Genomic DNA, 25413 nt, shown 5'->3' with positions numbered 1-25413 from the left:
TCACCGTTACCGCGTGTCGGACCTGCACCGATTCGTCCGATTGGGCGTCCGCGACGACCTGGCGGCTCACCGATGCCCGCCGGGGCGGTCAACGCCACCCGAAGCGAGTTCGATTCGCACAGCCATTTAGATTGGAGACTGTCTATAGTACCTCGCGCGGGCCAGTTCGAGCAGCCACGCACGCGACGTTCAACGACGTCGCGGGCATATCGTTAGCTCAGCATCCCCCACCCGGCCGAGCGCATCGTCCCGATTCGCCGAAGATGCTCGGCGAACAATCGCGGTCCAGCGCCGTCCGCATCAACGGGCACGATTCAGATCTGCGGCCGATGTCAGCCTTGAGCTGCGGAAACAACAAGCCTGGCCGTCGCCTGCGGGCACCGGTCCAAGCGGTCGATCCGAGCCGCTCCGGGGGACGCCCAGTCCCGGGCCGACGACTCCCGGCTCTGCGGCTACCCGCGCAGATCTGACCGCCGGTCGAGGCCAGGACAGCGATATGGATGAATTGATCAAGCCCGCTCGCCGCCATCGGCAGCCGGACGGCGGACAGTTCACTGGCAACTGGGCGGCATCCGGCCCGCCGAGCGGGCGAGGTATAGCCGCCGCGGCCGCCTGTCAGTCCGACGACAGTGGCCGCCACACGTGGCGTGGTCCCACTACGCGCTGTGCGCAGCAACTAACCTGAACGCGCCCAGGCGGGGAAAATGATCTAGCAGCCCTGGGGGGAACCTTCAGTTCGCGCCGACAACGCACGGAGGCTGCCACCATGAACAGGATTCGCCCACGTCCCGCCCAGCGCCGAGGGCTGCTGGCCCTGAGCATGGTGCTGACGACCGCTCTGCTGGGACCGATCGCGCCGGCGACGGCCGCCGCCGAGCCCATGATCTGGGGGGCGCACGTCGGCCGCCGCGGGGGTGAGAGCGAGCAGCAGGCGGTCCAGAACCTCGAGGCGTCGCTCGGCCAGAGCCTGCGCGGCTCCCGCATCTTCGTGCTGTGGGACCAGCAGTTCCCGGACAGCTACCACAACTGGCTGCGCAGCACGAACCACACGCTGCTGCTGTCGGTCAAGGCGCGCCGGCTCAACGGCCAGCGGATCCCGTGGAGCAGCATCGCGAACGCGGCGCCCGGCCAGGCGATCTACGACGACATCGTGTCGTGGTCGGCCAGGATCAAGAGCTGGGGCGCACCGATCTACTTCATCTTCAACCATGAACCCGAGGCGTCGACCAACCTCCAGAACGGAGACGCCACGGATTTCAAGAACGCATGGCGCCGGATCGTCACGGTATTCCGCGCGCAGGGCGTGACGAATGCGAAGTACCTGCTGACCATGACCGACTACAGCTTCTTCGTCAATCCGACCGACCGTCGCCGCGCGGAGAAGTGGTACCCGGGTGACGACGTCGTCGACGGCATCGGCGCGGACTCCTACAACTGGTACACCTGCCGGGGCAGCAACGAGGGCTGGAAGTCGCTGCAGTCGATCATCGAGCCCCTGCGGCAGTTCGGGACGCAGCATCCGGGCGAGGAGCTGTGGCTGCCCGAGTTCGCCACGGTCGAGGACCCCGCCCAGCCCAACCGGAAGGCGGCGTGGCTGGCTGCCGCGCAGGCGCTGTTCAAGCAGCCCGGGTGGGAGCAGTTCCGCGGCCTGCTCTACTTCCACACCGAGCACGACAACAGCCAGTACCCGGCGTGCGACTGGTGGGCGGACTCCTCGGCGCAGTCCCGCGACGCCTTCGCGGCCATGGGCGCGGACCCGTACTTCGGCGGCGCGGCCGAACCCCCGCCCCCGCCACCGCCCGGCAGCGGGCTGCTCTTCGTGGTCGGGGACCCGGCCGCACTCACCACGGGTGACACCGCGGTCCGCAACCGGCTGACCGCGGCGGGCCACACCGTGACCCTCGCCGACGACGGCACGGTCACGGCAGGCGACGCCACGGGTCAGGCCGCGGTGCTGATCTCGGCGTCGGTGTCCTCGAGCCTCACCTCGCGGTTCCGGGACGTCGCCGTGCCCGTCCTGACGTGGAAGCCGTGGATCTACGACGACATGCGGATGACGGGCGCCACCGCGGACGTCAGCTACGGCAACGTCTCCGCGTCCTCCGCCGTCATCACCGCTGCCGGTCATCCGCTCGCCGCCGGCCGGACCGGCACGGTCGGCCTCTACGCCACGAACCAGACCATCGGCTTCGGGATACCCGACACCGGTGCCGGCGGTGCCACGACGGTGGCGACCGTCTCCGGGCAGCCCGGCATCTTCGTGTACGAGTCCGGGGCGAGCATGGTCGGCGGGACGCCCGCACCCGGCTGCCGGATCGCGTTCCCGGCGAGCGCGACGAGCCCGGCTGCCTTCGCGTCCGGTGGCGGAGCACTGTTCGACGCGGCGGTCGGCTACGCGGCGGAGAACTGCGCCGCACCCTGATCCGGTGCCTCACCACCACCTGATCGCCTGGCAGTATCCCCGTTTCAAGGCCGATCGACCTACTCCGGCCTTGAAACGGGGATCTGCGTCGAATCGGCCGTTACCGGGCACGCTGACCTGTGGCCCGGCCCGCCGCTCCGGTTTCGAGAAGGCGCAGGCTGTGCAGGCAGGCGTGGTCGTTGGCCCGTTCGGCCTCGCGGCGCAGTTGTGCGAGGTCGATGTGCGGCACCTCAAGGGTGTCGGCGAGCGCCTGGACTCGGCGTACCAGCTCGGTCACCGACGAGACGTCGGCCTGCCGGGCGATGCCGCGGCACCGCTGCGCCAGCGCCTGCTTGCGGGTCGCGGCGTCGTCGCACCACACCTGGATGAAGTGGTTCTCCCGGAACTGGTATCCGCCCAGGCGCGACAGCGACACCTTCGGGTGGTCGCCGAACGCGTCCGCCGGCAGCGTCACCTGCCACAGGTCACCGCGGTGCCGCAGTTTGCCCCGGCCGAACGCGGCGGAGTTGGACAGCCACCGGTTCCATGTCTCGGCGGGCTCCCGCACGCCCTGCGCCTCGATCAAGCTGCCGATCGTGGTCTTGTGGTACACCTGCTCGAGGAAGTCGTCGCGCTCACCCGAGCAGGCGGTGTAGGCCAGGATGCGGCGGTCGGCGGTCTCGATCAGATAACTGGGCAGGTATGCCTCGCGCTGGCCGTCCTGCCGCAGGTCGCGCAGCAGGCCGGGCAGGTTGTAATCGGCGCGCTGCGGGTTGCTCTCCAGCCAGGTGAGCCACTCGGGCTGGAACCGTGCGACGGTGAAGACCGACAGGAACCGGGTGCCGTCGGCCAGTTGCTCGGGCGCGACCTCGGGCCGGTCCAGGAACGGCACCTTGGCGTCGTAGTACCGGCGCGGCAGCGGCCGGCCGGTCTGCCGCTCGAAGTACAGCGTCTGGCTGCTGGTCTTGGGGACCAGCCGGACGCCTGCCTGCAGCGACTGCCTGCCCAGCGGCGTGAGCCGGACGCCGCCGCCGTCGATCGTGACGTGCCCGATCATGGTGAGGAAGCGCAGGCACCTGTCGACGATGCCGGGCGGCAGGCCGAGGAAACCGGCGAGCCGGGCCGGGTCGTGCAGGTCGGCCTCGTCGACCGCCCGCAGCAGGAAATGGTCGATGATCTCGAAGGCCTGCTCGTCGTGGATCTCGGCCGTGGTCTGGACCTCCCACAGGGGCCACAGCACCGGGAAGAACCTGACCGGCCGCACGCCGGGCTGGGCGATCGCGTGCTCGACCGCTCGCGTCGCCGGATAGATGACCCGCTTCACCATGGCTGCCCCATTCCGCGCTCGCGCAGGTCCTTCTCGATCTCGATGGAACCGCGTACGTGGCCGCTGCCCGTCAGGTGCGTACGCATGTCCCGCATGACGTCGCGGAACGCCCGGTGCTCCGCGGCGGTCAGCGTGTCCAGGTCCCCGACGAGGACGAGCAGCCGGCGTGCCCGCGTGACGGCCACGTTGAAGCGGCGCAGCTCGCGCAGGAACCCGATCCGGCCCGCCGCGTTGCTCCGGGTGAAACCGAAGATGATCAGATCGCGCTCGCCGCCCTGGAACGAGTCGACGGTGCCGACGTGCTCCGCCGCGTCGAGCGGCAGGCCCTGCCGCACGTTCAGCTCCTTGAGGACCAGCTCCCGCTGGGCGTTGAACGGCACGATCACCGCCCAGGTCGGATACTGCTCCTGATGGTGGACCAGCAGGTCCGCGATGATCTTTGCTTCCAGTTCGTTGCGAAAGCCGCCGCGCGGCCCGTTCAGCGCCGTCTCGCCGCGTTCGCCCAGCGGCCGGTCGGCGGTGTTCACCATGGCGAACGGGCTCCTGAACAGGTCGGCAGGGCGGGCGCCGGGGTGTTCGGTGGCCAGCCTGCCGTCGTAGAAGGCGCGGGACACGAACTGCGCGATCTCGGCGGGCATGCGGCGCTGCGTGCGCAGCCAGACGGCGTTGGCGGGCCCGAGCCGGGGGAACAGCGTCTCGAAACCGCTCTTGACCAGCAGGTCCCGAACCTGGCCGATCTCCTGAGCGGTCAAGCCCTGGTGACGGGCGACATCGTCGCCCCAGCGGCGCAGCTCGTCGTCGAGGTAGGGCGGCAGCTGCCGGTGGTCGCCGACGAGCACCATCCGCTGCGAGCGGATCAGCGGCACGAGCAGGTTGGGCAGGGAGATCTGGCCCGCCTCGTCGACGATCGTCAGGTCGAACTCCATCTCCGCGATCCGGGCGGAGGTGTCCGTGCCGATGCAGGTCGCGCCGAGGACGTCGGCGTAGCGGGCGATCTCGTTCTGCAGTTCGGTGGTCAGGTCGCCGCAGCGGGCCCGCCACTCCTGCAACAGCGCGTGCCGCCGCTCGATCAGGTCGAACCCGGACCGGCAGTCGCCGTGGTAGCGGCGCCAATCCTCCACCGTCGGCTGCGGCGCCGGCGGCGCGAACAGCGGCCCGAGCAGCAGGCCGAGCGCGCCCGACGAGGCTTCGGCCTGCGCGCGGGCCGCGGCCGTCGCCCGCTGGGCCGCCGCCCGCGCTTCGAGCAGCCCGCGGGCGGCGGGGGTGCTCGCGGCCAGGGTTTCGGCCTGCTGCAGTACGGATCGGTGGGCGGCCTCGGCGGCGGCCAGCTCCACCCGTATACGTGCCTGCGACTGCCCGGCGGCTGCGGCGTGGCCGCTCTGCCAGGCGATGAACCAGTTGCTGAGGAAGGCCAGGAATGGCAGGTCGGCGGCGATCCGCCGGGCGAACGCGATCCGGCGGCCGACGGCGTCGACCGCCCGCTGCAGCTGAGCGAGTTGCTCGCGGTGCCCGGTGATCGCCGCGGCGGCCTGGTCGAGTTCCCGGCGCAGCGGGGAACCGGCCGGCGCGACCACGTCGAGCAGCGCGGCGTCGAGCCGTCGTGTCTCCTGTTCGGCGGCCGTCAGCCGCCGCAGCTGATCGTCGAGGTGGGTGAGGTGCTGCTCGGCCAGCGGCCGGTGGCTGTGCTGGGCGGCGAGCTGGTCGAGCGCGGCGGTGTCGGCGAGGATCTCCCTGCGGGCGGTCTCGGCCTGGCTCTCCGCGGACAGGGCCTTCACCCGGGCGGACATCCGGTCCTCGTTGCCGAACCGGACGACGTTCATGTCGGCGGGCAGGTTCTCGAGCACGTTGTCGACGGCCCGGTGGGTGTGCGAGGTGACCAGGACGCGCTCTCCGCGCTGGACGGCGGCCCGGACCATCTCGACGATGGTGGTGGTCTTGCCCGTGCCGGGCGGGCCCAGCACGCAGAGGACGTCGGGCACCGCGGCCGACCGCCCGAGTGCCTCGCGCTGGTCGCCGTCGAGCCTGCCCGCGGGCTGCACGGACGTGTCCGGCGCGTACGGGCGGACGGCGCCGTCGAGCAGCGCGTCGAGTAGCTGCGGATTGCGGCCGCCGCCGCGGCGGAGCGTATCGATCGCCTTAAGCTGGGCGCGGAAGACCCGGTCGCTGGGCAGGACCATGAGTGTGCCCTGCGCCCCGATGCGCCGGAAGTCCGCGCCCGGTTCGAAACGCACCGTGACCTCGTTGCCGTCGACCCGGATGACGACACCGCGCAGGTCCGGCGCGTCGCCGAGGCACACCACCGTGTTCACGGCCAGCTCGGGCCGCCGCAGCATGCGGAACCGGTAGACGCCGCGCGCGGAATGCCGCTCCTCCTTGGCGTCACCCCGGGAGGCGTACTGGTGCGGCGCGCGCTCGGCCACCCGCCCCAGCTCGATGTCGCGCGCCGCCTGCACCACCAGGTCCATCAGGGCCAGGCGGTGCTCGTGGGGTGACGCGTGCGGCGCCGGCGCGTCGAGCTGGGCGTTCCAGGCATCCCACAGGGTGTCGTCGTGGTTCGACCGGATCACCCGGCTGCCCGCGACGCTGCGGTTGAACTCGCCCATGTCCGGGAAGGCACGGAAGCCGTGCCGGCTGGTCAGCAGCAGGGCCTGCTTCAGCAGCGCCGCTTCGTCCCGGAAGCCACGCGGATGGGCACGGGCGATGGTGTACGCGTCACCGCCCCGGCTCGGATACAGCCGCAGCACCCGGGTCGAGGTATGCAGGAACAGCCGCCAGCCGCGGTCGTCCTCTTCGAGCCGGGCCGGGAGCACACCCTGCCCTGCGAGCAGGTTGAGTTCGTGCAGCAGCGGGCTGAACTGGTTGCCGATGTCGTCCAGGAACCCGGGCGAGGGCAGCAGGGCGACGGCGCCGGGCAGGTGTACGGGCGATGGGTTCACAGGGTCGCCTCCGGGTGGGGATGCGTGCGGACTCGCCGTAGCCGTCCGGCGAACGTGCGCAGGTCGGGACGGCGGCGGGGTTCCGGGTCGAGGGCCGCGGCCAGCAGCTCGGCCAGGCCGGCCGGGGCGTGCGGGGAGAGCACCACCGGCCCGCCTCCCGGCGCGGCTCCGGCGCACGTGTGGTGCAGCAGCGCGGCGACCTGGTACACGTCGGACGCCGGGCCTGGTCGTCCGTAGGCACTCGCCCGCTGCTCGGGAGCCGGGTAGCCGTCGGCGGCGGGCGGCAGCGCCGCGAGCCCCGCGTGGCCCAGGTCGCGCAGCGCCCCGCGCCGGTCCCTGCCGACGAGCACGGACCGGCCGGAGAGCGCGAGGTGGGTCGCTCCGGCCTGGTGCAGGGCCGTGAGGGTGTTCGCCAGGTCGATCGCCGCACTGAGCGCCATCGGCACCACCAGCGGATCCAGCGGCTGCGGGCCGAGCCCGAACCGCTCCTGCCAGCTCACCCCGGCCGGCGGGGCGGCGACGAGCAGCTCGGCGTCGCCGTCGGCGCCGCGCCAGACCGGCCGCGGCAGCCCCGGCCGCCCGCCGAGCTCGGCCAGCAGCGCCGACTGCCGGTCCAGGCCTCGCACCAGCTGCTCATAGGCCGCCCCGGCACCCCGCACACCACGCAGCCGGACCGGCTCGTTGGACGCGTCGTGCCGCCGCGCCGCCGCGTCACGGAAGACCCACGACCGGTCGGGTGCCTCGCTGACCTCGGCTGGACCGTACACCACGTAGCGGTGGGGCCCGCCGGTCACCTCCACACCGCCCGCCCAGTCCTCGGCGGGCGCGGCGCGCGGCGCGATCACGATCCGCGGCGGCGGAGCGTCCACCGCCTTCTCGAACGCCTCGACCAGGCGGCGCAGCTCCAGGGAGCGGCCGAGGGCCGCCGACGGAGGAACGTACGCGTGCCCGGGCGGGCTGCCCTGCGTGTGCTCGTGCCACCACACCGCCAGCCGGAAGCAGTGCTCGACCGAGACGAGCGCCTTGGCGACGTCACCGGAGCCCTGGTGCACCGCCTCGTTGCCGTGCCGGCGGACGGTGTCCAGCAGCGGCACCAGCCTGCCGGGCACCACGCCGCCGGCGACGAGCCTGCGCACCCGTTCGTGCAGGCTGGGCTCCTTGCCGGTGAAGGGACCGCTGAGCGAGCGGGTGAACTCCTCGGCGAAGCGCCGTGCCCGGCCCATCGCCGCGTCCGGATCGGAGAACGCGTAATACTCGGCGGCGGCCGCGTCGGCGCCCATGCGCGGCGCCACCGGACCGAGGAACGCGAAGTTGCGCGAGGCCGCGGTGAGCTGGTCGAGCGGGTCGATCATGCCGGCGAGCCGATCTGCACGGTGACACCGGACGCGTCGCGCCGGACCCGCCGGGACCAGAACGGCGTCGGCTGGTTCAGCAGCGCGAGCTGCTGCACGTCCACCCCGCGGCAACTCAGGCCGGCGGCGAACGCCGCCAGCCGGTCGGGGTCGATCCAGGCGATCTGGTAGCCGGCGTCGTCGGTCTGCGGCCCGTACACGTCAGGGCCGGACGAGATCGCGACCGGGATGACGTCGCTGACCGGCAGCACGGTACGCAGCCGCCTGGTCCAGCGCGCCAGCCGGGCCACCCGGATGTCGGTCAGGTCCTGGGAGACGTCCACGACGAGGACCCCCGTGCAGCCGACTGCGACCAGGTCGAACGGCTCGCCGCCCCCGTCGTCCAGCACCAGTTCCGGAACCGTCCACCAGCCGGGCAGCTTGTCGACCAGCTCGACGTAGAGGGCACGCTGCGCCGCACGCCGCGGGCCGTCGGACGCGATGGCGGGCGGCCCGACCGCGCGTTCCGGTCCGTCCACCACGTAGCGGCTCCGGAGCAGGCCGCACAGCCAGGTGGTCCCGGTCACCGTCACCAGCCGGCCGGAGGGGCCGGGAAGGTCACGTGGTTCGACGTCGCCTGACACGCAGGCCACGGCACCCACCGTTGCGGAGCTGCGCCCCAGCACCGCGGCGAGTTCGCCTGCCGCGTCGTCGAGCCTGGCGACAGCACTGCTGTTCTCCTCGTCGAGGACCGACTCGACCAGCACCGCACGGTCTGGGCCGACATACGCGAACCGGCCGAGTGACGAGACGCCGTGCCAGATCGGGCTTCTGACCATGGTCCAGCCCGGCAGCGCCGCCTCGCCGAGCGCCATGGCCACGCGCTCGGCCCCGAAGCTCCTGCGCAGGCTCCACAGCCCGCACACGCCCAACCGGCGCAGGGGCGAGCTGTTGAGGTCGATGACGGCCGGACGTGCCGGCCCGTTCAACGACGCCCTTACCGCCGAATACGTGACAGCGCCCAGCAGGTGTCGAATGACCATGTCTTCCCCGGATCTCGCTGAGACGAAAGCGCAAAGCCTTATAGGAAAGCACAGCAGTCGTGATCGGACAAACGTTCTCGAAGGAGCGTGGCGCGGTAGCGGGCTCGAGTCGACTGCTGCGGGATCGCTGGCGCGACGGCCCCGTCGCACCGGATGATCGGGGCGATGGCCGGCCGGTGACCCCCTGAGCGGGAGCGCGACGCCTTACGGCATGATGATCAGTATGTCTGGACGCGCGATCCTGGTGACCGGAGCCTCCCGCGGAATCGGACGTGCCGTGGCGCAGGCGTTCGCCGACGGCGGTGATCGCGTGGCGATCCATTGCCGCGCGTCGGTGCGGCCGGCCGAGCAGCTGCGCGACTCGCTGCCCGGTGACGGACACGTCGTCGTTCAGGGCGACATGGCCGACCCGGACGCCGTCCGGGCCATGGTGGACGGTGCCGCAGAAGCGCTTGGCGGGTTGGACGTGCTGGTCAACAACGCCGGCGTCTACACGCATCACCCCGTCCTCGAAACCTCCTACGAGGAGTGGCAACGCCAGTGGCGGCTCACACTGGACACCAACCTCGTCGGTGCGGCCAACGCGATCTGGTGCGCCGCGCGGCACATGCGCGACAGGGGCGGCCGGATCATCAATGTGTCGTCGCGGGGCGCCTTCCGCGGCGAGCCGACTCACGCGGCGTACGGCGCGAGCAAGGCCGGGCTCAACTCGCTCACTCAGTCGCTCGCGGTCGCGCTCGGCCCGCTGGGGATCGCCGTCGCGGCGGTGGCGCCCGGTTTCGTCGAGACCGACATGACCAGCGAGCATCTCGACTCCCCCGGCGGCGCCGCGATCAGGGCGCAGAGCCCGTTCGGGCGGGTGGCCCGGCCCGAGGAGATCGCGGCGGCGGTGCTCTGGCTTGCCTCACCGCTGGCCGAGTGGGCGTCCGGCACGATCGTCGACCTCAACGGCGCTTCCTATCTGCGTACGTGACGGCAGCGTCGCCGTACGGCATTGACGGCCGCCTGTACATCGCCGGTGAGCGGGCAGGCAACGGCGTACTGAAATACGGCTCCTACCGATGCGGCCGACCCTGTGGCCTGTCTCGCGGATCATGGCTCGCGCGTGTATCCGTACGCCCGCTCCGTGGCGGCTTCCGTGGTCACCACGGATGTGGGCGGGCGGCCCGGGAGGTGAAGCTGTGTTCAGACACAGCGATCCACGACAGCCTCCCGAAGGAGCACGCCATGACCTCCATCGACCACCTCATCCTCGAAGTCACCGACCCGGCCGCCGCCGACTCGTTCTACACCGCGGCCTTCGGGCTGGGCGAGCGCATCCGCGTGCGGGCCGGTGACGAACCGTCGGCCGGATTCCGCGGCTACGCGATCTCGCTGGTCGTGCCCCAGCCCTGCGACGTGGACAGCTTCTTCGCCACAGCCCTGGCCGCCGGAGCGACGACGCTCAAGCCGGCGAGCAAGAGCTTCTGGGGCTACGGCGGCACCATCCAGGACCCGTTCGGCACCGTCTGGAAGCTCGCGTCGGCGGAGAAGAAGAACACCGGCCCCGCGACGCGCCAGGTCAACGATGTCGTGCTGCTGCTCGGCGTCGGCGACGTCAAGGCGACCAGGCAGTTCTACGCCGACCGCGGCCTGCCGGTGACCAAGAGCTTCGGCAGCAAGTATGTCGAATTCGGCACCTCGACCATCAAGATGGCGCTCTACAGCCGCAAGTTCGCCGCCAAGGACTCCGGCGTGTCACCCGAGGGCTCCGGCTCGCACCGCATCGCCGTCGGCAGCGACGCCGGACGCTTCGTCGACCTCGACGGCTTCCGGTGGGAGGCCGTGTCCGCCTAGGTTCCGGCTGGTGGATCATGTCCGACCCGGTTGCGTCTGCGGTATGCGGCGCGGTCGAAGTCCGGTGGTCTACCACCGGTCCGGCCGCGCCGCTTCCGGTCAGGATCCGCGAGACGGAATCTAAGCCTCGTGAGTGCCGGCCCCCTCGGCGGGCGGGCCGGTGCCCTCGGTCGGCGGGCCGCCCGGGCGGGTCGTCGCCGACTGCCGCCGGACGACTCGCCGGATGACCAGGCCCATGCACAGCAGCGCCACCAGCGGTGCGGCGGCCGTCCCGAGCAGGTACCAGAAGAACAGGTTCGGCGGCCCGTAGGTCGCCGGTCCGGCCGGCCGCATCGGCAGGCGCAGCACATCGGTGGCGATCTCCACGTGGGTGACCCCCGCGGGCAGGTCGAACAGCCGGGTCGGGGCCGCCCTGCCCCGCGTGAACACCTCGACCACCCCGCCGACCTGGGCGACGAGCTGGTCGGGCCCGCGCCAGCCCTGCACCGCCAGCTCGACGTCCGCCGGCAGCGGAGCGAACTCGCCGCCCGCGACCACCTGCCCGGTGTCCGGATCGACCATCCGGATTCCGCGCGCCTGCCCTGCTTCGTGGTAGCAGGTGGGACAGCCGTCGCGCCGGACCAGCGCCAGCAGGCGTCCGTCGGTGCTCCAGGCCACGCCGTCGCCGAGCCGCCAGCCCGTCAGCGGCCACTGCACAGGCTCGCCGCCGCCGACCGGGTACACCGCGAGGCGGTCGCCCTCCTCCACCGCGACGCGCTCGCCGTCGGGCGAGAGCGCCACGCCGCCGGCGGTCGCCCCGGCGGGCAGCGTGATGGTGCGCGCCAGGACGTGCGACCGCATGTCCCACACCTCCCACGCACGCTGACCGCCGTCGACGACATCGGGGACGCCTACCACGATCCGGCTGCCGTCCGCCGACCACGCCACCGGTGACAGCGCAGGGCCGACGGGCGGGGCTGCGCCGGTGGTGAGGTCCACGACGTCCTGATTCACCGTGAGGTAGCGCCCGTCCGGGGACAGCAGCTGGGTGCGGCCGAAGCCCACCTCGTACGTCCAGGGCTGCTCCAGCGGGTCGCTGAAGACGTCGAGCACCCGGTAGCGGTCGCCGTCTGCGGCGACCAACACGGCCCGGCCCTCCTCGAACCCGCCGTGCGTGCCCGGGCCGCTGAGAACCATCGCCACCCGGCCGGGCGGGGACTGGCGTACCTCGGCCACCCAGGTCCAGGTCGACGGCGCGGCGAACCGGTCGGGCAAGCCGGGCCGCTGCCCGTGCGGCTCGCCCCACAGCGCGGTGCCGGGAGGCGCGGCGATCACCAGCAGCGCGCCGGCGACCGCGGTGAGCGCGAGCCGCCGGAGCAGGGTCGCGCGGGGCGCGGTGCGCCAGCGCCAGGCCAGCAGGCCGAGCAGCGCCGCCAGCAGCAGCCAGCCCAGCGGCCCGCCGAGGCCCGGTCCGAACAGGTCGCGCAGCAGGTCCGGGCCTGCCGCGGGCTGGTGCGGCGCGATCCCGCCGGTGCCGAGCGCGGAAGTGAGACCCGCGAAGGCCACCAGCGCGAGACCCGTGGTGGTCACCCGCCGGGTGCGGGCGCGGCGGCGCGCCCGCTGGAACAGATCCGCGGGTACGGGCGGCGGCGGCTGCTCGTCGGCGATGGCATGCAGGTGCTGTCCGAGGCTCATCGCGTCACCACCGAGGTCTCGTCGTGCCGGATGCGGCCGGCCGAAGCGGCCGGGTCGGGGATGAGGTCGCCGAGTTCCGGGGCGAGCTCGCGCAGGCGGCGCAGGGCATGCCTGGTCTGGCTCTTCACGGTGCCGACGGCGACGCCGAGCGTGCGGGCCGTCTCCGTCTCGGAGCAGTCCTCGTAGAAGCGCAGCACCAGCACGGCGCGCTGGCGCGGGGTGAGCCGCCGCAGCGCCTGGGCCAGCATCACCCGCAGCTCGGGGTCGCCGGGCGGCCCGGCCGGTTCGGGCGCGGTGTCGAGCAGCACCTCGCGCACCCGCCGCTGCCGGCTGCGCCACCAGGACACCGACTGGGTGTAGAGCACCCGCCGGACGTACGCCTCGGGCTGGTCCAGGCGGCGCCAGCGCACCGCGGCGCGTTCCAGCGCGGTCTGCAGCAGGTCCTCGGCAAGATGCCGGTCGCCGGTGAGCAGGTATGCCGTGCGCCACAGCGCGCGCGTGCGGGCCCGCACGAAGTCGTCGAACCGCGCCTGCTGCTCGGGTGGCGCACCCGGGCCGACCGGCACCCAGGCTTCATCATGTGTCACGTCGCCCCTCCATGCCCCTCACGACGCCACGGGCACGGCCCGCGGAGGGAACCCGCCGGCGAAATGGTCGCGGGGCGCGGCGGCACAGGTCAATGTGGTGAGCGGGTCCGCCGGCGGCCCTCGTGACCTGTGCGTAGTGTCCTCGCGGTCCTGGCCGGCGTCAGCACCGAGTGGTACACGAGGCTCAGAGCCCCCGGCAGGCCAAGGTCAGCGTGCAGGTGGAGGCGGCGGCGGGTCGATGGCGATGCTGATCTGGGCGTACGGCCCGAAGTTGCCCGAGGCGTCCCAGGCCCGCACCCGTACCGTGTAGATTCCGAAACTGGTGAACGGGACGTATCCGCTGGTGCCGCCGACCTTGCTGATCAGCGCGCCGTTCAGGTAGATCTCGTACCCGACCAGGAACGTCTCGTCGGTCGCAGCGTCCCAGCGCACCGTCAGGTGGTCGGGCGACATGCCACCGATCCGCAGGTTCGCGGGTGCGGTCGGCGGGGTCGAGTCCGGCAGTTGCCCGACGTGGAGCGGCGTGAACGGGGAGATGTTGCCGGCCGCGTCGACAGCCCGCACCCCATAGGTCGTGACCATCGGCGGCGGTGTCGGCATGCTGTAGCTCGTCGTCGTGGAGGTTGCGATCTGGGTGGATCGGTGGAAGATCTGGTACTCGACGACGCCGGTGTCGTCGGTGGACGGGGACCAGACGATGCCGGTGAACGATCCGGTGACGAAGTGAACGTTCGTCGGCGCCGAAGGCGGCGTCACGTCGACGGCCGGCGGGCCGGAGCAGGGTGCGCCGTTGACCGTGCAGCCCTGCGGCTCACCGCTGCCGCTCGCCACCCAGCCGAAGCTGGTCGAGGCGCCGGCCGTGAGCGTGCCGTTCCACGACATGTTGGTGAAGACGAAGCGGCCGCCCTCACGGGTCATGTTCGCGTTCCAGTACGAGCCGAGCGTGGTGCCGGCCGGCAGGTCGAACTCGACCCGCCACGAGGTGAGCGTCGCCGCGCTGGGGTTGTGCACGGTCATCTTGCCGACGTAGCCGCTGGACCACTGGCTCTCCTTCGCGAAGGCCACGGTCGCCGCGTGTGCCGGCGCAGGCAGGAGAGCGACCGCTCCCACACCCACGACGACTGCCGTGGCGAGTTGGGCGATCCGACGCAGGAAAGCGTTCGATAGTCTCATGTCGATAAATTGTAGAGACGACCATCAATTAATGGCAACGACCGCTGTCGCCGGCATCGCTGTCACGATCCGGTTTGTTGTCGCCGAATGTGGATGACGGTGAGAAACACTGCCTACGCGCTCTACGCTCGGCGCCTCAACGCGCAACTGGCCGGCGCGAGCCTGCCCCGGCACGTCGCGATCGTCATGGATGGCAACCGCCGATGGCCGATGAGCCGTCCCGCTTCGGTCAGCTGGCGCATGAGTGTCGGAACTCTGCCGATAGTCGCTGGCCCTTCGTGCCGCCTGGCGGCAGGATCTCCACCGTGATGCTGCACGAGAACGAGGTCCCGGTCGATGAGGCGGTTGTCAGGTCGCTGCTGGATGCACAGCGCCCGGAGTGGGCCGGCCTCTCACTGTCGCTAGCAGGCGCGGGCACGGAGAACACCATGTATCGGCTAGGTGACGACCTGCTTGTGCGGCTTCCGCGAACCCAGGACAAAGCGCGGTCCCTGCGGAAGGAGCAGGAATGGCTTCCCCGTCTGGCGCCGCTGCTCACGCACGCGGTCCCGGAGCCCGTCCATGCGGGCACTCCCACCGTTGCGTTCCCGCTGCCCTGGTCGGTATTTCGCTGGATTGACGGGAAGGAGGCCCGGCCGGACACCGTCCAGGACTGGGCCGCGTTCGGAGCCGAGCTGGCGTCGTTCGTGCGCGAGCTTCACAACATCGACCTCATGGAGGCGACCAGTGCGGGTGACCTCCGCTGGTATCGCGGAGGCCGCTTGCAGGCTTGCGACGAGTGGATCAGCAGGTGTTTCGAGGACTGTCGAACCACCGTCGGCGCAGAGATCGATATAGATTCGCTGGCACGTATGTGGCGTGCCGCGACCGCCCTGCCTGAGCCCTCCAGCCCTCACGTGTGGCTCCACGGCGACCTTAAGCCGACCAACCTTCTGGTGGCCGACGGCCGGCTACACGCCGTAATCGATTTCGGAAGCCTCTCCGTCGGGTTTCCAGACGCCGAGCACTCCACCATCTGGGACCTGCCGACCGACGCGCGGGAGGCGTACTGGGACGCCATGAACCTTGACGAGCCGACCTGGACCCGCGCCCGCGCCTGGGCCATCGCGGTGGGCGTCAGTGGAATCTCTTACTACTGGGATACTTTTCCAGCCTTCGTCGCCGAATGTCGGGCACGGCTTCAGGAGATCCTCGCTGACGCCGCCGCGCACTGAACAGCATCGTCGCCAGCCAGATCCGAGGGCACGAATCAGTGCCGGGGCGGCCGCCGCGTCGGCTGCGAAATTCGCTGTCCGGTCGCCGGAGCACGGTGATAGAAAGCCGGCGTGCACAGGATTCTCACGTTTTCTGATCATCTGCGGCTGATCGACGAACGGTCGGCCGCCTTCCGCGCTGCGGTCGCCGCGGCGCCCAGCCTCGACCTGCAGGTGCCGACCCATCCCGAGCTGACGCTGTTCGATCTCGTGCAACACGTGGGCATGGGCCGCCGCAAATCAGCGGCCATCGTCGCCGCAGGGCCCGCGGACGCGCCGCCGGAGAAGTCGGCTTGGGAGGGCGGCATGGGTGCGCCTCGGGAGCGCGAGGCTCTGCTGGCCTGGTGGACCGAGTCGGTCGAGCAGCTGACGAGCACGCTGCGCGAGGCCGGCCCGGACCGCGGTTGTTGGACGTGGTGGGATGACTCGCCGTCACCGCAGACCTCTGGGGCATGGGCGCGGCGCCAGGTTCCCGAGATCGCGGTGCACACCTACGACGCGCAGCTCACGGTGGGCGCCCCGCAGCCGTTGCCGGAGGAGGTGGCCCTCGACGGTTTCGACGACTGCCAGTTCACCCTCTGCGCGACGACGGTCGCCTGGCCACACGACCCCGCCGTCGTCGATTACCACGCCACCGAGGGCCGCTCCTGGCGCCTGCGGCTTTCCCAGGACGGCGCACAGGTCGCCCACCTCACGCCCGGTGCCGGCGAGGACCCCGGCACGGCCGACGCCTGTGCCCGGGGCACGGCCAGTGACCTGGTCCTGTTCTTCTACGGCCGCATACCGCTGGATTCGCTGAGGTTCGAAGGCGACCGCCGTATCTTCGATCAGCTCGCGGCCTGGGACCCGTCCGTGTGACGACCGGCGGCATGCGGCGAGGGAGCGGGCGGCGAGCGGCCTTCCGTCGGTCGCCAGGCCGGCCGGGGTTTGGCACAGCCGACGGCGCCACCCGGATTACGGGTGACGCCGTCGTCGCGTGTCAACGCGGTGTCAGCGGTGGCGTGGGAGATGACGCGTCCCGGACGAGCATCCGGGGTGCACCGGTGCCGTCGGCGGCGAGCGCGTACACGTCCCCGTCGCGGGCGTAGGCGACCGTCCGGTCGTCGAGCCAGATCGCCTGGTCGTCGACCCCCTGCGGTTCGGCGAGGTCCACCGAGCGCAGGGTGCGCAGGTCCAGCACGGCCAGGCGCCACGGGACCCGCCCCGGGGCCGGTTTCTTGTAGACGACCCTGGTCGCGTCCGGGGACAGCGACGGGCACTCCACCCCGGCGAGCACCGCCCGCGCCTCCCAGGCTGCGTAGTCGCCGCGCACGAGATACGTCTTGCCCCGCGTGGAAACCGTGGCGTAGAAGGTCGTGTCGTCGGCGGCGAACGTGACACCCCAGTAGTTGACGTCCGCCGCGTGGTGGCGCCCGCCGGTCAGGTAGAGGTGGATGTTCTCGATGTTCGTCACGACGTACCCGGTGCGGGTGTCCAGGATGCCGGTCCACGTGGAGAAGCCGCCCTGGTTGTAGGAGTCGCCGGTGACGAACACGGTCCAGGCGACCATCCGGCCGCTGGGCGAGACGCCGGCGCGGCTGGGGATCCCGGCCAGGTGCAGCCGCCGGGTCTCGCGCAGGTCGCGGTCGAGGATCACCGCGGTGGTCGTCGGCAGGCCGTTGGTGACGTCGGCGGTCAGGCAGACCGCCGTCGGCCAGGCGGCCGCGAACCGGTCGCAGCGCAGCCCCGACTGCTGTCGTGAGCCGCCCGGATCGGCTGGGGCGACCGAGGCGACCTGACCACCGCCGTCGCGGAAGTAGAGCTGCCCGCTGCGCAGGGATGTCGGCGGTACGGCCGGTGTCGGCGTGGCGGTGTGCGTCATGTAGACCGTGGCCGCCGTGCCCAGCAGGAGCGCGGCTGCCAACGCGAGCCACGCGCGCCTCATCGGAGCCCCCGCGCGGCGGCCAGGACGGCCGCGAGCAGGCCCGCCGCCATCACCAGCAGCGCGGCCCGGGGACCCCAGGCGGCCCAGAGCGCGCCGGCGGCCAGCGAGGAGACGAACCGGGCGGCCGCCTGCGCCGTCTGGACCATCGCGAGTCCGGTGGTGCGCGAGGAGTCCCGCAGCAGCGGCCCCGCCAGCGCCATCAGCACCCCGTCGGTGGACGCGTAGAACAGCCCGTGCAGCAGGAGCACCCCCACGACCATCGGCGCCGCGGCCGGCGTACCGGCGAGCAGGAGCGTGGCCGCGACCAGGGCGAGATGACCGCCCAGCAGGACCCGCGCCCGCCCGACGCGGTCGGCCAGGCGGCCGAGCGGCACCGCGAGCAGCAGGTAGACCGCGGCCGTGCCCAGCGGCAGGAGCGGGAAGTACCGCAGCGGCACCGCGCCGGAACGCTGCAGCAGCAGGTAGACGAAGAAGTCGCTCATCGTGAACGCGCCGAGCCCGGCGGCGACCGCGCACATCCGCCACAGCCGACGGTCGCGCAGGACCGTCCGCAGCGGCGGCGCCGGCGGGGTGGGACCCGGCCGGTCCCTGACGTAGAGCGCGAGCAGCACCACGCCGAAAGCCGCGACGCAGAAGCTGACCACGAACACGGCCCGGTACGTGCCGCCGGTGGCGGCGAGCACGGCGAACGCGGCCAGCGGGCCCAGGAGGGCACCCACGGTGTCCATGGCCCGGTGCACGCCGAACGCCAGCCCTTCGCCACCGGCCGGAGCCGACGCCGCGATGAGGGCGTCGCGCGGCGCGGTACGCAGGCCCTTGCCGGTGCGGTCGGCCACGATGGCTGCGGCCAGCGGCCCCAGCGCCGCCCCAGCGGCGAGCACACCGAGCTTGGCCAGGGCCGACAGCGCGTACCCGGCGGCGGCCACCGGTTTGTGCCGCCACCGGTCGGCGACCCGGGCCCCGGCCGGGCGCAGCAGCGCGGTGGCCCCGAAGGACAGGGCGTCGACGAAGCCGAGCTGCAGCGGCGTCAGGCCGAGGGTGAGCGCGAGGTAGAGCGGCAGCACGGCCGTGACCATCTCGGACGAGACGTCGGTGACGAGGCTGACCGCGCCCAGCGCGATGACGTTGGCCGGGACGGCGGAGAGCGCCCGCCGTCCCGGAGCCGGGGTGTCCCGGCGCAGTGTGATGTACATCAGTGGCAGGTGTAGGTGGGGCTGGTGTCCTTGACCGTGCCGTCGGTCCCGATCAGCTGCCAGGAGAACGTGCCGGCCGTGAACGACAGCTTGAGTACCCCGAACACGCCGGTCAGGCGCTTCTGGCTGTTGGGCTGCACGTTGTCGATCGAGTAGGGCGGGGCGCCGCCCATTCCGCCGAGGACCTCGACGATGCCGTTGGGATCGGCGGCCGCCGACGGGTTCTGCGGCCCGAACCGCTCGTAGTGGTGGTCGTGGCCGTTGAGCACCAGGTCGGCGCGCGCGTTGTAGAGCAGCTGCCATGCCTGGCGGCTGACCGGGTCGTTGCCGTGCTCACCTGAGCTGAACAGCGGATGGTGCCAGTACGCGGCGATGCAGCCCTTGGTGGTGGCCGCCAGGTCGTTCTGCAGCCAGGTCAGCTGGGCCGACGCGGTGAGGGTGTTGGAGTCCAGCGCGATGAAGTGCCAGTTGCCGTGGTCGTAGCTGTAGTAGGGCTTGCCCTGCGGGTAGGCGATCGAGCCGAAGTAGGACTGGTAGCCGACCATGGCACCGGCCGGATCGTAGGTCTCGTGGTTGCCGGGCGCCGGGCGGATCTTCGACTTGAACGCGCCCCAGGTCTTGTCGAAGTAGTTCTGGAAGTCCGACAGGCGTGCGTCGTCGTACTGGTTGTCCCCCATCGTGAGCACGAAGTCCGGGTTCATGGCAGTGACCAGGGCCGCGGTCTTCGGATGCTGGCAGGTGCTCGACGAGGCGGTGCACTGCTCGGCTATGTCGCCGGCGGCGGCCACGGTGAACGCGCCCCCGGGCGTGGGGCTGGGGCTGAGCGTCGGGCCGGCCGTGGGGCTGGCGGTCGGCGTGACGGTCAGCTTGTCCACGTTGGGTCCGCCGGTGCCGGCGACGGCGGTGGCGCGGACGGTGTGGGTACCGGCCGCCAGCGTCGTGGTGACCGTGTACGTCGTCCAGGTGTCCCAGTTCGCCGTCGGGGCGAAGGGGGCGCTCGCGGCGACGACGGCGCCGTCGACCGCGATGTCCATCGGCCGGTTCGCGGTGGTGCCGTTCGCGTATCGCAGGGTCAGCGCGACCGGACCGGCCACGGCTGTGGTCACCGTCCACTCGATCCGGCTGCCGCTGACGTTGGTGTAGTCGACGAACCCGCTGCCGGTGTAGCCGGTGTGGTTGACGGCCACGACCGCCTGCGACAGCGCGGCGTCCTCGGCCTGGTAGTCGGTGCCAGGACCCGGCGGCGAGCCGGGGCCGTAGACCTCCAGCTCCCAGAGCGAGTAGCCGTAGGGCGTGCCGCGCTGGGTGCCGTAGACCCGGACGTAGCGTGCGGTCGCGGCGAGTCCGGTGTGGTCGTCGGTCCCGCCGTTCTCGCCGGTCACCGCCTTGAGCGTGGTCCAGGTCGTGGCGTCGGCCGAGGTCTCCAGCCGGTATGCCGACGCGTACGCCGCTTCCCAGACGAGCCGGATGCGGGTGATCGGCGTGGCCGCGCCGAGGTCCACCCGGATCCACTGGGGATCGGACCCCTCGGCGCTGGCCCACCGGGTGGCGGTGTCGCCGTCAACGGCCTTCTCCGGCGCGTACGCCGAGGCTTCGACAGAAGACGCCGCTACCGGCCTGTTGCGGGAGAGCAGGACGTCGGCGGCCTCGGCGCGCTGGGCGAGGACGACGGTGGCCGCGGTCAGCAGAGCGGTTGCGGCAGCCGCCGCCGTGGTGAGGACATGTTTTCTGGACTGCACGGTGTGCTCCTCTGAGGGGAGATTCACCGGCCGGGGCAGTACACACTGAGCACGTCACGTCCGGTTCGGACGCCGCGCCAAGCCGCTTGGTGATGAGTCTCGATGTGCGCGGGGACGCTGTCAAGGTGTCAGGAAGACCGTTTACCAATCACGCCGACCGCCGGGCGGGCTTCTTGGCAGGTACCGTCTTCGACGCTATTGTTAGTCAACTTTCCTATCCATCGGACCGATTGAGGTGAGCGGATGAACCGTTCGCACATCGCCCTCGCAACCCTCGCCGTCGCCGTCGCCGGCGTTGCGACCCTTCTGGTCGTCCCGTCAGCGCAGGCCGCACCGGTATGGCAGCTGCGCTGGGCTCCCAGCGCCGGCACGGTCGGCCTCGGGGCCTTCGAGTCCATCGAGGACGACCGAGCAGACTCGCATACCGCGGCCCGGCCCCACATCAAGGTCGTCGGCAACGACTACCGGTTCGACATGCACATGGTCGACCGTGACACCGCCACGGACCGGCAGCGTCACGAGGTCACCGGCACCCGCACGTCCGCCTCGAGCTATCTGGAGTGGAACCTCGGCCAGACCTGGCGGGTGACCTACTCGATGTACATTCCCAGCTCGCTGAAGGCGACCACGTCCTTCACCCACATCATGCAGACCAAGCAGCCCGGCACCGGCACCTCCCCCATCACCGTCACCTCGCTGCGCCGGGTCGACGGCGTGCAGACCATCGAACACAAGGTCATCGCCGGAGACGTCCTCGTGGGCCGGACGAACCTCGAACCGCTGCACAACAAATGGATCGACGTCGAGTACGAGATCAAAATCGGTGACGGGACCGCCGGCTCCGTCCGCTGGGTGGTCCGCAGCGCCGGCACCACGATCATCGACGCCACCCGGACCGGAGTCGACACCTTCCTAGCCGACCGGGTCCGGCCGAAGTGGGGAATCTACCGTTCTCTCGGCGACACCTCCGGCTCACTGCAGGACACCTACCTGCTCCTGCGCGACATGAAGGCATATCAGCTCGTCAATGGTCCGACCCCGACACCGACCCCGACACCGACGGCTACGACGGCAAGCCCCAAGCCGACCCCCACGCCCTCAACCACCGCGACCGGCACGACGAGCTGGCGGGCCGGTGTCGCCTACGCCGTGGGAGCCCAGGTGACCTACGGCGGAATCTCCTACCGGTGCCTTCAGGCCCACACCTCCCAGATCGGCTGGGAGCCGCCCAACGTGCCGGCGCTCTGGCAACGGCTGTAGCGGACGGGAGGGGGCCCACACGGGCCCCCTCCGTCATGCCTCCTCCAGGGTCCGGATGGCCTCGGCGACCCGGCGGAGGGCGACGTGGACCCGCTCGCTCCAGCCGTCGTCGCCCAGCAGGATCAGCGTCTCGCCCCCGAGGAACGCCAGGCCGATGAGGGTGGCGAGGTCGGCGGCGGTGAACGGGCCGAGGGAGCCGAACCGCTCCTCGGCCTCGCGGGCTACCTCCTCCAGGATGTCCATCCAGCCTTGCAGCAGCGCGAGCACCCGCCGGGCGACCGCGTCGTCGGACCAGCCGGCGGCGACCATCTCCTGCAGCACCCGGACGTAGCCTGACGCCAGATCGTCGTCCAGGAAGTCGCATGCCTGCCCATAGCGCTTCCACAGGGGTACGGAAGCGGCGTACATCCGGCGCTGCCGCTCGACCAGGAGCTGGTTCTCGCGATCCAGCAGGGCCAGGACCATGCCCTGCTTCCCGCCGAAGTGATAGTGGATCTGGCTCAGCGGTACGCCGGCGCGGTCGGCCACCCTGCGGGTGGACAGGTTGGCATAGCCGCCGGAGAGCAGGCAGGCGCGGGCGGACTCCATGATCTTGGTCGTCGTATCGGCGGCCATCGAGTCTCCCATCAGACAACGTCTTGTTCGGTCGATCGACCGAATGATAGCTTCCTCTGAATTCGGTCGGTCGACCGAGCGAAAGGAAGGGAGAACCATGAGCCGGCGCATCCTGACACTCGGCTACGGAGTGGTCGCCTACCTCACGTTCCTCGGGGTCTTCTGCTACACGATCGGCTGGCTGGCCGACATCGGCGTGCCCAAGTCCATCGACGACGGCAGGACCGGCCCGGTCTGGGCGGCGATGCTGACCGACGCCGGCCTGCTGGGCCTGTTCGCAGTCCAGCACAGCGTGATGGCGCGGCCCTGGTTCAAGCGCTGGTGGACCCGCGCCGTGCCCCCGGCCGTCGAACGCAGCACCTATGTACTCACCGCCAGCCTCGTCATCGCGGCACTCATGTGGCAGTGGCGGCCGCTGCCCGATCCGGTGTGGGAGGTCTCGGCCGGCTGGGCGCAGGCACTGCTCTGGACGCTGTACGCCGCAGGCTGGGCCGTCCTCTGGTCCTCAGCACCTTCCTCATCGGGCACTTCGACCTGTTCGGGGTGCGCCAGGCGCTCGCGCGGGTCCGGCAGACCGCCTACGCCGAGCCGGGGTTCCGCCAGCCGCTGCTCTACCGCCTCGTCCGGCACCCGATCATGGTCGGCTTCCTCATCGCCTTCTGGGCGGCACCCCAGATGAGCGCCGGACGGCTGCTGTTCGCGGTCGCGGGCACCGGCTACATCCTGATCGCAGTCCGGTTCGAGGAGGCCGACCTGCGCCGCGAGCTCGGCGAGCCCTACCTGCGGTACGCCGAGCAGGTGCCCCGCTTCATCCCGAGCCCCCGGGCGCTGGCCGGTCGGCGCCGCGCGCCGCAGGACAGCGGCACCCGCTGAGACTGGAGGACCTGCCGATGCGGGCACGGGCGGCCGACGCCGAGGGCTTCATCGAACACGACGGCGTGCGGATCCACTATGAGGTGTTCGGCACGGGCGAGACGACCATCCTGCTCATGCCGACGTGGACCATCATCCACAAGCGCTTCTGGAAGGGGCAGATTCCCTACCTGGCCCGGCACCACCGCGTCGTCGCCTACGACGGGCCTGGCAACGGGCGCTCGGACCGGCCCCTCGATCCGCGCGCGTACGACCAGGACGCCCACACCGCGTACGCCCTGAAGGTGCTGGACGCCACCGGCACCGGTGCCGCCGTGCTGGTGGGCCTGTCCATGGCGGCGACCTGGGCGATCGACCTGGCCGCACACCATCCGGCCCGGGTCGGCGGCGTCGCGCTGATCGGCCCCACGGCACCCGTGCCCCCCGCCAGCATCGCCCGGGCACACACTCCGCCCATGGACGCCGAGCCGCCGACGATGCCGTCCTCGCGGGTGCCGGTGCTCGCGCCGGATCCGGACGAGCACTGGGCCAAGTACAACCGCGCCTACTGGCGGCAGCACTACGACGACTTCCTCTGGTTCTTCCTCGGCCAGTGCTTCCCGGAGCCGCACTCGACCAAGCAGATCGAGGACGGCGTCGGCTGGGGCCGCCAGACCAGCGCGGAGGTGCTGGTGGCCGCGAGCCACGGCACCTGGCCGGCGACGGCGGCGTTCACCGAGTGGTGCCGGCGCGTCACCTGCCCCGTCCTGCTGATCCACGGCGACGACGACCGCGTCAGCCCGGCCGGGCGCAGCCAGACCATCGCGGAGCTCACCGGCGGGCGGCTGGTCACCCTGCACGGCGGTGGCCACATCCCGCTCGCCCGCGACCCGGTGCAGGTGAACCTGCTCATCCAGGAGTTCGTCCAGCAGCTGGCACCGCGGACACCGGCGCCGCGCACCTGGACGCGGTGGAACCGGCGTACCAAGCGGGTGCTGTACCTCTCCTCCCCCATCGGCCTCGGCCACGCCCGCCGCGACGCCGCGATCGCAGCCGAACTGCGCCGCCTGCACCCGGACGTCGCCATCGACTGGCTCGCCCAGCACCCGGTGACCCGGGTGCTGGAGGACGCCGGGGAGCAGGTGCACCCCGCCAGCCGCTGGCTGGCCAACGAGTCCGCGCACATCGAAGGCGAAGCCGGCGAACACGACCTGCACTGCTTCGAGGCACTGCGCCGGATGGACGAGGTCCTCCTCGCCAATTTCATGGTCTTCCACGACGTCGTCCACGACGGCGCGTACGACCTGGTCGTCGGCGACGAGGCCTGGGAGGTCGACCACTTCCTGCACGAGAACCCCGAACTCAAACGGTTCGCGTACGCCTGGCTCACCGACTTCGTCGGCTACCTGCCGATGCCCGACGCCGGCCCGCGCGAGGCGCTGGTCGCCGCCGACTACAACGCCGAAATGATCGAGCACATCGCCCGCTACCCGCGCATCCGGGACCGGGCGATCTTCATCGGCGACCCCGAGGACGTCATCGAGGGCACGTTCGGCCCCGGCCTGCCGCGCATCCGCGACTGGACCCGGCAGCACTACGCCTTCGCCGGGTACGCCACCGGTTTCGACCCGGCCGCCGTCGCCGACCGCGCGGCCCTGCGCGCCGAACTGGGCTACCGGCCCGACGAACAGGTCTGCGTCGTGACGGTCGGCGGCTCAGGGGTCGGCGCGGCGCTGCTGCACCGGGTCGTGGACGCGTACGGGGCCGCGGCGCGGCGCGTGCCAGGGCTGCGAATGATCGTGATCACCGGTCCGCGCATCGATCCCGCCTCGATCCGCCCCGCACCCGGCCTGGACATCCGCCCCTACGTCCCCGATCTGCACCGGCACCTGGCCGCCTGCGATCTCGCCGTCGTCCAGGGCGGCCTGACCACCTGCATGGAGCTGACCGCCACCGGGCGGCCGTTCCTCTACATCCCGTTGCAGCACCACTTCGAGCAGAATCTCCACGTGCCGCACCGCCTGGACCGTTATCGCGCCGGGCGGCGGCTGGACTACCACGACCTCACGCCCGAGGTGCTCGCCGAGGCCATCGCCGCGGAGATCGGGCGGACGACGGCGTACCGGCCCGTGGCGACGGACGGGCCGCAGCGAGCGGCACGGCTGCTGGCCGAGTTGCTCTGACCGGCAGGCGTGCCGGGCAGAGGTGCGCGGGGCGGGCCTGGCCGAATGACCTCGCGGCGGAGAAGGGCGTGTCCGGCGCCGGTCGG

At 71.6% G+C, this 25413-nt stretch carries 19 protein-coding genes; 8 read left to right on the top strand and 11 right to left on the bottom strand.

All coding sequences use genetic code 11. The features are described 5' to 3' along the window. Positions 1-766: 766 nt before the first annotated feature. Complete coding sequence (locus tag CS0771_RS23935; protein ID WP_212843089.1) at positions 767-2422, top strand: glycosyl hydrolase; 1656 nt, start codon at positions 767-769, stop codon at positions 2420-2422. A gap of 100 nt (positions 2423-2522) precedes the next feature. On the opposite strand, the gene CS0771_RS23930 is transcribed toward CS0771_RS23935, so the two are convergent. From CS0771_RS23930 to CS0771_RS23915, 4 genes are read right to left on the bottom strand one after another with little or no spacing between them, the layout of a single operon-like run. Then, on the bottom strand, positions 2523-3728 hold the full coding sequence (locus tag CS0771_RS23930; protein WP_212843088.1) for a hypothetical protein: 1206 nt from the start codon (positions 3726-3728) through the stop codon (positions 2523-2525). Continuing rightward, complete coding sequence (locus CS0771_RS23925; RefSeq protein ID WP_212843087.1) at positions 3722-6664, bottom strand: DEAD/DEAH box helicase; 2943 nt, start codon at positions 6662-6664, stop codon at positions 3722-3724. Before CS0771_RS23925 ends, CS0771_RS23930 begins: the two co-directional genes overlap by 7 nt. Next, positions 6661-8016, bottom strand: a complete 1356-nt coding sequence (locus tag CS0771_RS23920) for a DUF4145 domain-containing protein (protein ID WP_212843086.1) — start codon at positions 8014-8016, stop codon at positions 6661-6663. Before CS0771_RS23920 ends, CS0771_RS23925 begins: the two co-directional genes overlap by 4 nt. After that, positions 8013-8984: a hypothetical protein gene (locus CS0771_RS23915; protein ID WP_212843085.1), complete on the bottom strand. Its 972-nt coding sequence runs from the start codon at positions 8982-8984 to the stop codon at positions 8013-8015. Before CS0771_RS23915 ends, CS0771_RS23920 begins: the two co-directional genes overlap by 4 nt. Before the next feature lie 277 nt (positions 8985-9261). Between CS0771_RS23915 and CS0771_RS23910 the strand changes: the two genes are divergently transcribed. Beyond that, positions 9262-10011, top strand: coding sequence for an SDR family NAD(P)-dependent oxidoreductase (locus CS0771_RS23910; protein WP_212843084.1), 750 nt, complete (start codon positions 9262-9264; stop codon positions 10009-10011). 254 nt (positions 10012-10265) lie between these two features. Next, the gene (locus tag CS0771_RS23905; protein ID WP_212843083.1) at positions 10266-10874 is read left to right on the top strand and encodes a glyoxalase; all 609 of its coding nucleotides are present in this window, start codon (positions 10266-10268) and stop codon (positions 10872-10874) included. Between the two features lie 120 nt (positions 10875-10994). Here the strand turns inward: CS0771_RS23905 and CS0771_RS23900 are convergent, their stop codons facing one another. The 3 genes from CS0771_RS23900 to CS0771_RS23890 form a co-directional block, all read right to left on the bottom strand. Beyond that, positions 10995-12548, bottom strand: a complete 1554-nt coding sequence (locus tag CS0771_RS23900; protein ID WP_212843082.1) for a WD40 repeat domain-containing protein — start codon at positions 12546-12548, stop codon at positions 10995-10997. Next, positions 12545-13114 carry a SigE family RNA polymerase sigma factor gene (locus CS0771_RS23895; RefSeq protein WP_212846009.1) on the bottom strand — a complete coding sequence of 190 codons (570 nt, stop codon included), beginning with the start codon at positions 13112-13114 and terminating at the stop codon, positions 12545-12547. Before CS0771_RS23895 ends, CS0771_RS23900 begins: the two co-directional genes overlap by 4 nt. Positions 13115-13342: 228 nt before the next feature. After that, complete coding sequence (locus CS0771_RS23890; RefSeq protein WP_212843081.1) at positions 13343-14308, bottom strand: cellulose binding domain-containing protein; 966 nt, start codon at positions 14306-14308, stop codon at positions 13343-13345. 308 nt (positions 14309-14616) lie between these two features. Here CS0771_RS23890 and CS0771_RS23885 point away from each other — a divergent pair, with 308 nt between their 5' ends. Both CS0771_RS23885 and CS0771_RS23880 read left to right on the top strand, forming a co-directional pair. After that, positions 14617-15522, top strand: coding sequence for an aminoglycoside phosphotransferase family protein (locus tag CS0771_RS23885; protein WP_212846008.1), 906 nt, complete (start codon positions 14617-14619; stop codon positions 15520-15522). A gap of 111 nt (positions 15523-15633) precedes the next feature. Then, positions 15634-16419, top strand: coding sequence for a maleylpyruvate isomerase family mycothiol-dependent enzyme (locus CS0771_RS23880; RefSeq protein ID WP_212843080.1), 786 nt, complete (start codon positions 15634-15636; stop codon positions 16417-16419). Positions 16420-16540: 121 nt separating this feature from the next. On the opposite strand, the gene CS0771_RS23875 is transcribed toward CS0771_RS23880, so the two are convergent. Genes CS0771_RS23875 through CS0771_RS23865 form a run of 3 tightly spaced genes read right to left on the bottom strand, consistent with a single transcriptional unit; the run spans position 16541 to position 20417 of the window. Next, positions 16541-17485 carry a hypothetical protein gene (locus CS0771_RS23875; protein ID WP_212843079.1) on the bottom strand — a complete coding sequence of 315 codons (945 nt, stop codon included), beginning with the start codon at positions 17483-17485 and terminating at the stop codon, positions 16541-16543. Then, the gene (locus tag CS0771_RS23870) at positions 17482-18678 is read right to left on the bottom strand and encodes an MFS transporter (RefSeq protein WP_212843078.1); all 1197 of its coding nucleotides are present in this window, start codon (positions 18676-18678) and stop codon (positions 17482-17484) included. Before CS0771_RS23870 ends, CS0771_RS23875 begins: the two co-directional genes overlap by 4 nt. Then, on the bottom strand, positions 18678-20417 hold the full coding sequence (locus CS0771_RS23865; protein ID WP_212843077.1) for a discoidin domain-containing protein: 1740 nt from the start codon (positions 20415-20417) through the stop codon (positions 18678-18680). The genes CS0771_RS23870 and CS0771_RS23865 overlap by 1 nt, the downstream gene beginning before the upstream one ends. A gap of 243 nt (positions 20418-20660) precedes the next feature. Between CS0771_RS23865 and CS0771_RS23860 the strand changes: the two genes are divergently transcribed. Further along, positions 20661-21677 carry a carbohydrate-binding protein gene (locus CS0771_RS23860; RefSeq protein WP_212843076.1) on the top strand — a complete coding sequence of 339 codons (1017 nt, stop codon included), beginning with the start codon at positions 20661-20663 and terminating at the stop codon, positions 21675-21677. Between the two features lie 33 nt (positions 21678-21710). On the opposite strand, the gene CS0771_RS23855 is transcribed toward CS0771_RS23860, so the two are convergent. Further along, the gene (locus tag CS0771_RS23855; RefSeq protein WP_212843075.1) at positions 21711-22292 is read right to left on the bottom strand and encodes a TetR/AcrR family transcriptional regulator; all 582 of its coding nucleotides are present in this window, start codon (positions 22290-22292) and stop codon (positions 21711-21713) included. A 429-nt stretch (positions 22293-22721) separates the two neighbouring features. On the opposite strand from CS0771_RS23855, the gene CS0771_RS23850 reads away from it, so the two are divergent. Both CS0771_RS23850 and CS0771_RS23845 read left to right on the top strand, forming a co-directional pair. After that, positions 22722-23165 (top strand): isoprenylcysteine carboxylmethyltransferase family protein, encoded by a 444-nt coding sequence (locus tag CS0771_RS23850; RefSeq protein ID WP_212843074.1) that lies wholly within the window; start codon positions 22722-22724, stop codon positions 23163-23165. A gap of 17 nt (positions 23166-23182) precedes the next feature. After that, the gene (locus tag CS0771_RS23845; RefSeq protein ID WP_212843073.1) at positions 23183-25327 is read left to right on the top strand and encodes an alpha/beta hydrolase; all 2145 of its coding nucleotides are present in this window, start codon (positions 23183-23185) and stop codon (positions 25325-25327) included. Positions 25328-25413: the final 86 nt, after the last annotated feature.

The organism is Catellatospora sp. IY07-71 (assembly GCF_018326265.1).
Lineage (GTDB): Bacteria > Actinomycetota > Actinomycetes > Mycobacteriales > Micromonosporaceae > Catellatospora.
The sequence above is the reverse complement of the archived record's forward strand: the minus strand, read 5'-3'. Positions and strand labels throughout refer to the sequence as shown.

Bases quoted from the DNA above. Each gene is read 5' to 3' on its own strand.
- CS0771_RS23935 (WP_212843089.1), top strand. From the start codon at position 767: ATGAACAGGATTCGCCCACGTCCCGCCCAGCGCCGAGGGCTGCTGGCC.
- CS0771_RS23930 (WP_212843088.1), bottom strand. From the start codon at position 3,728: ATGGTGAAGCGGGTCATCTATCCGGCGACGCGAGCGGTCGAGCACGCG.
- CS0771_RS23920 (WP_212843086.1), bottom strand. From the start codon at position 8,016: ATGATCGACCCGCTCGACCAGCTCACCGCGGCCTCGCGCAACTTCGCG.
- CS0771_RS23910 (WP_212843084.1), top strand. From the start codon at position 9,262: ATGTCTGGACGCGCGATCCTGGTGACCGGAGCCTCCCGCGGAATCGGA.
- CS0771_RS23905 (WP_212843083.1), top strand. From the start codon at position 10,266: ATGACCTCCATCGACCACCTCATCCTCGAAGTCACCGACCCGGCCGCC.
- CS0771_RS23900 (WP_212843082.1), bottom strand. From the start codon at position 12,548: ATGAGCCTCGGACAGCACCTGCATGCCATCGCCGACGAGCAGCCGCCG.
- CS0771_RS23890 (WP_212843081.1), bottom strand. From the start codon at position 14,308: ATGAGACTATCGAACGCTTTCCTGCGTCGGATCGCCCAACTCGCCACG.
- CS0771_RS23885 (WP_212846008.1), top strand. From the start codon at position 14,617: ATGCTGCACGAGAACGAGGTCCCGGTCGATGAGGCGGTTGTCAGGTCG.
- CS0771_RS23875 (WP_212843079.1), bottom strand. From the start codon at position 17,485: ATGAGGCGCGCGTGGCTCGCGTTGGCAGCCGCGCTCCTGCTGGGCACG.
- CS0771_RS23870 (WP_212843078.1), bottom strand. From the start codon at position 18,678: ATGTACATCACACTGCGCCGGGACACCCCGGCTCCGGGACGGCGGGCG.
- CS0771_RS23860 (WP_212843076.1), top strand. From the start codon at position 20,661: ATGAACCGTTCGCACATCGCCCTCGCAACCCTCGCCGTCGCCGTCGCC.
- CS0771_RS23855 (WP_212843075.1), bottom strand. From the start codon at position 22,292: ATGGCCGCCGATACGACGACCAAGATCATGGAGTCCGCCCGCGCCTGC.
- CS0771_RS23845 (WP_212843073.1), top strand. From the start codon at position 23,183: ATGCGGGCACGGGCGGCCGACGCCGAGGGCTTCATCGAACACGACGGC.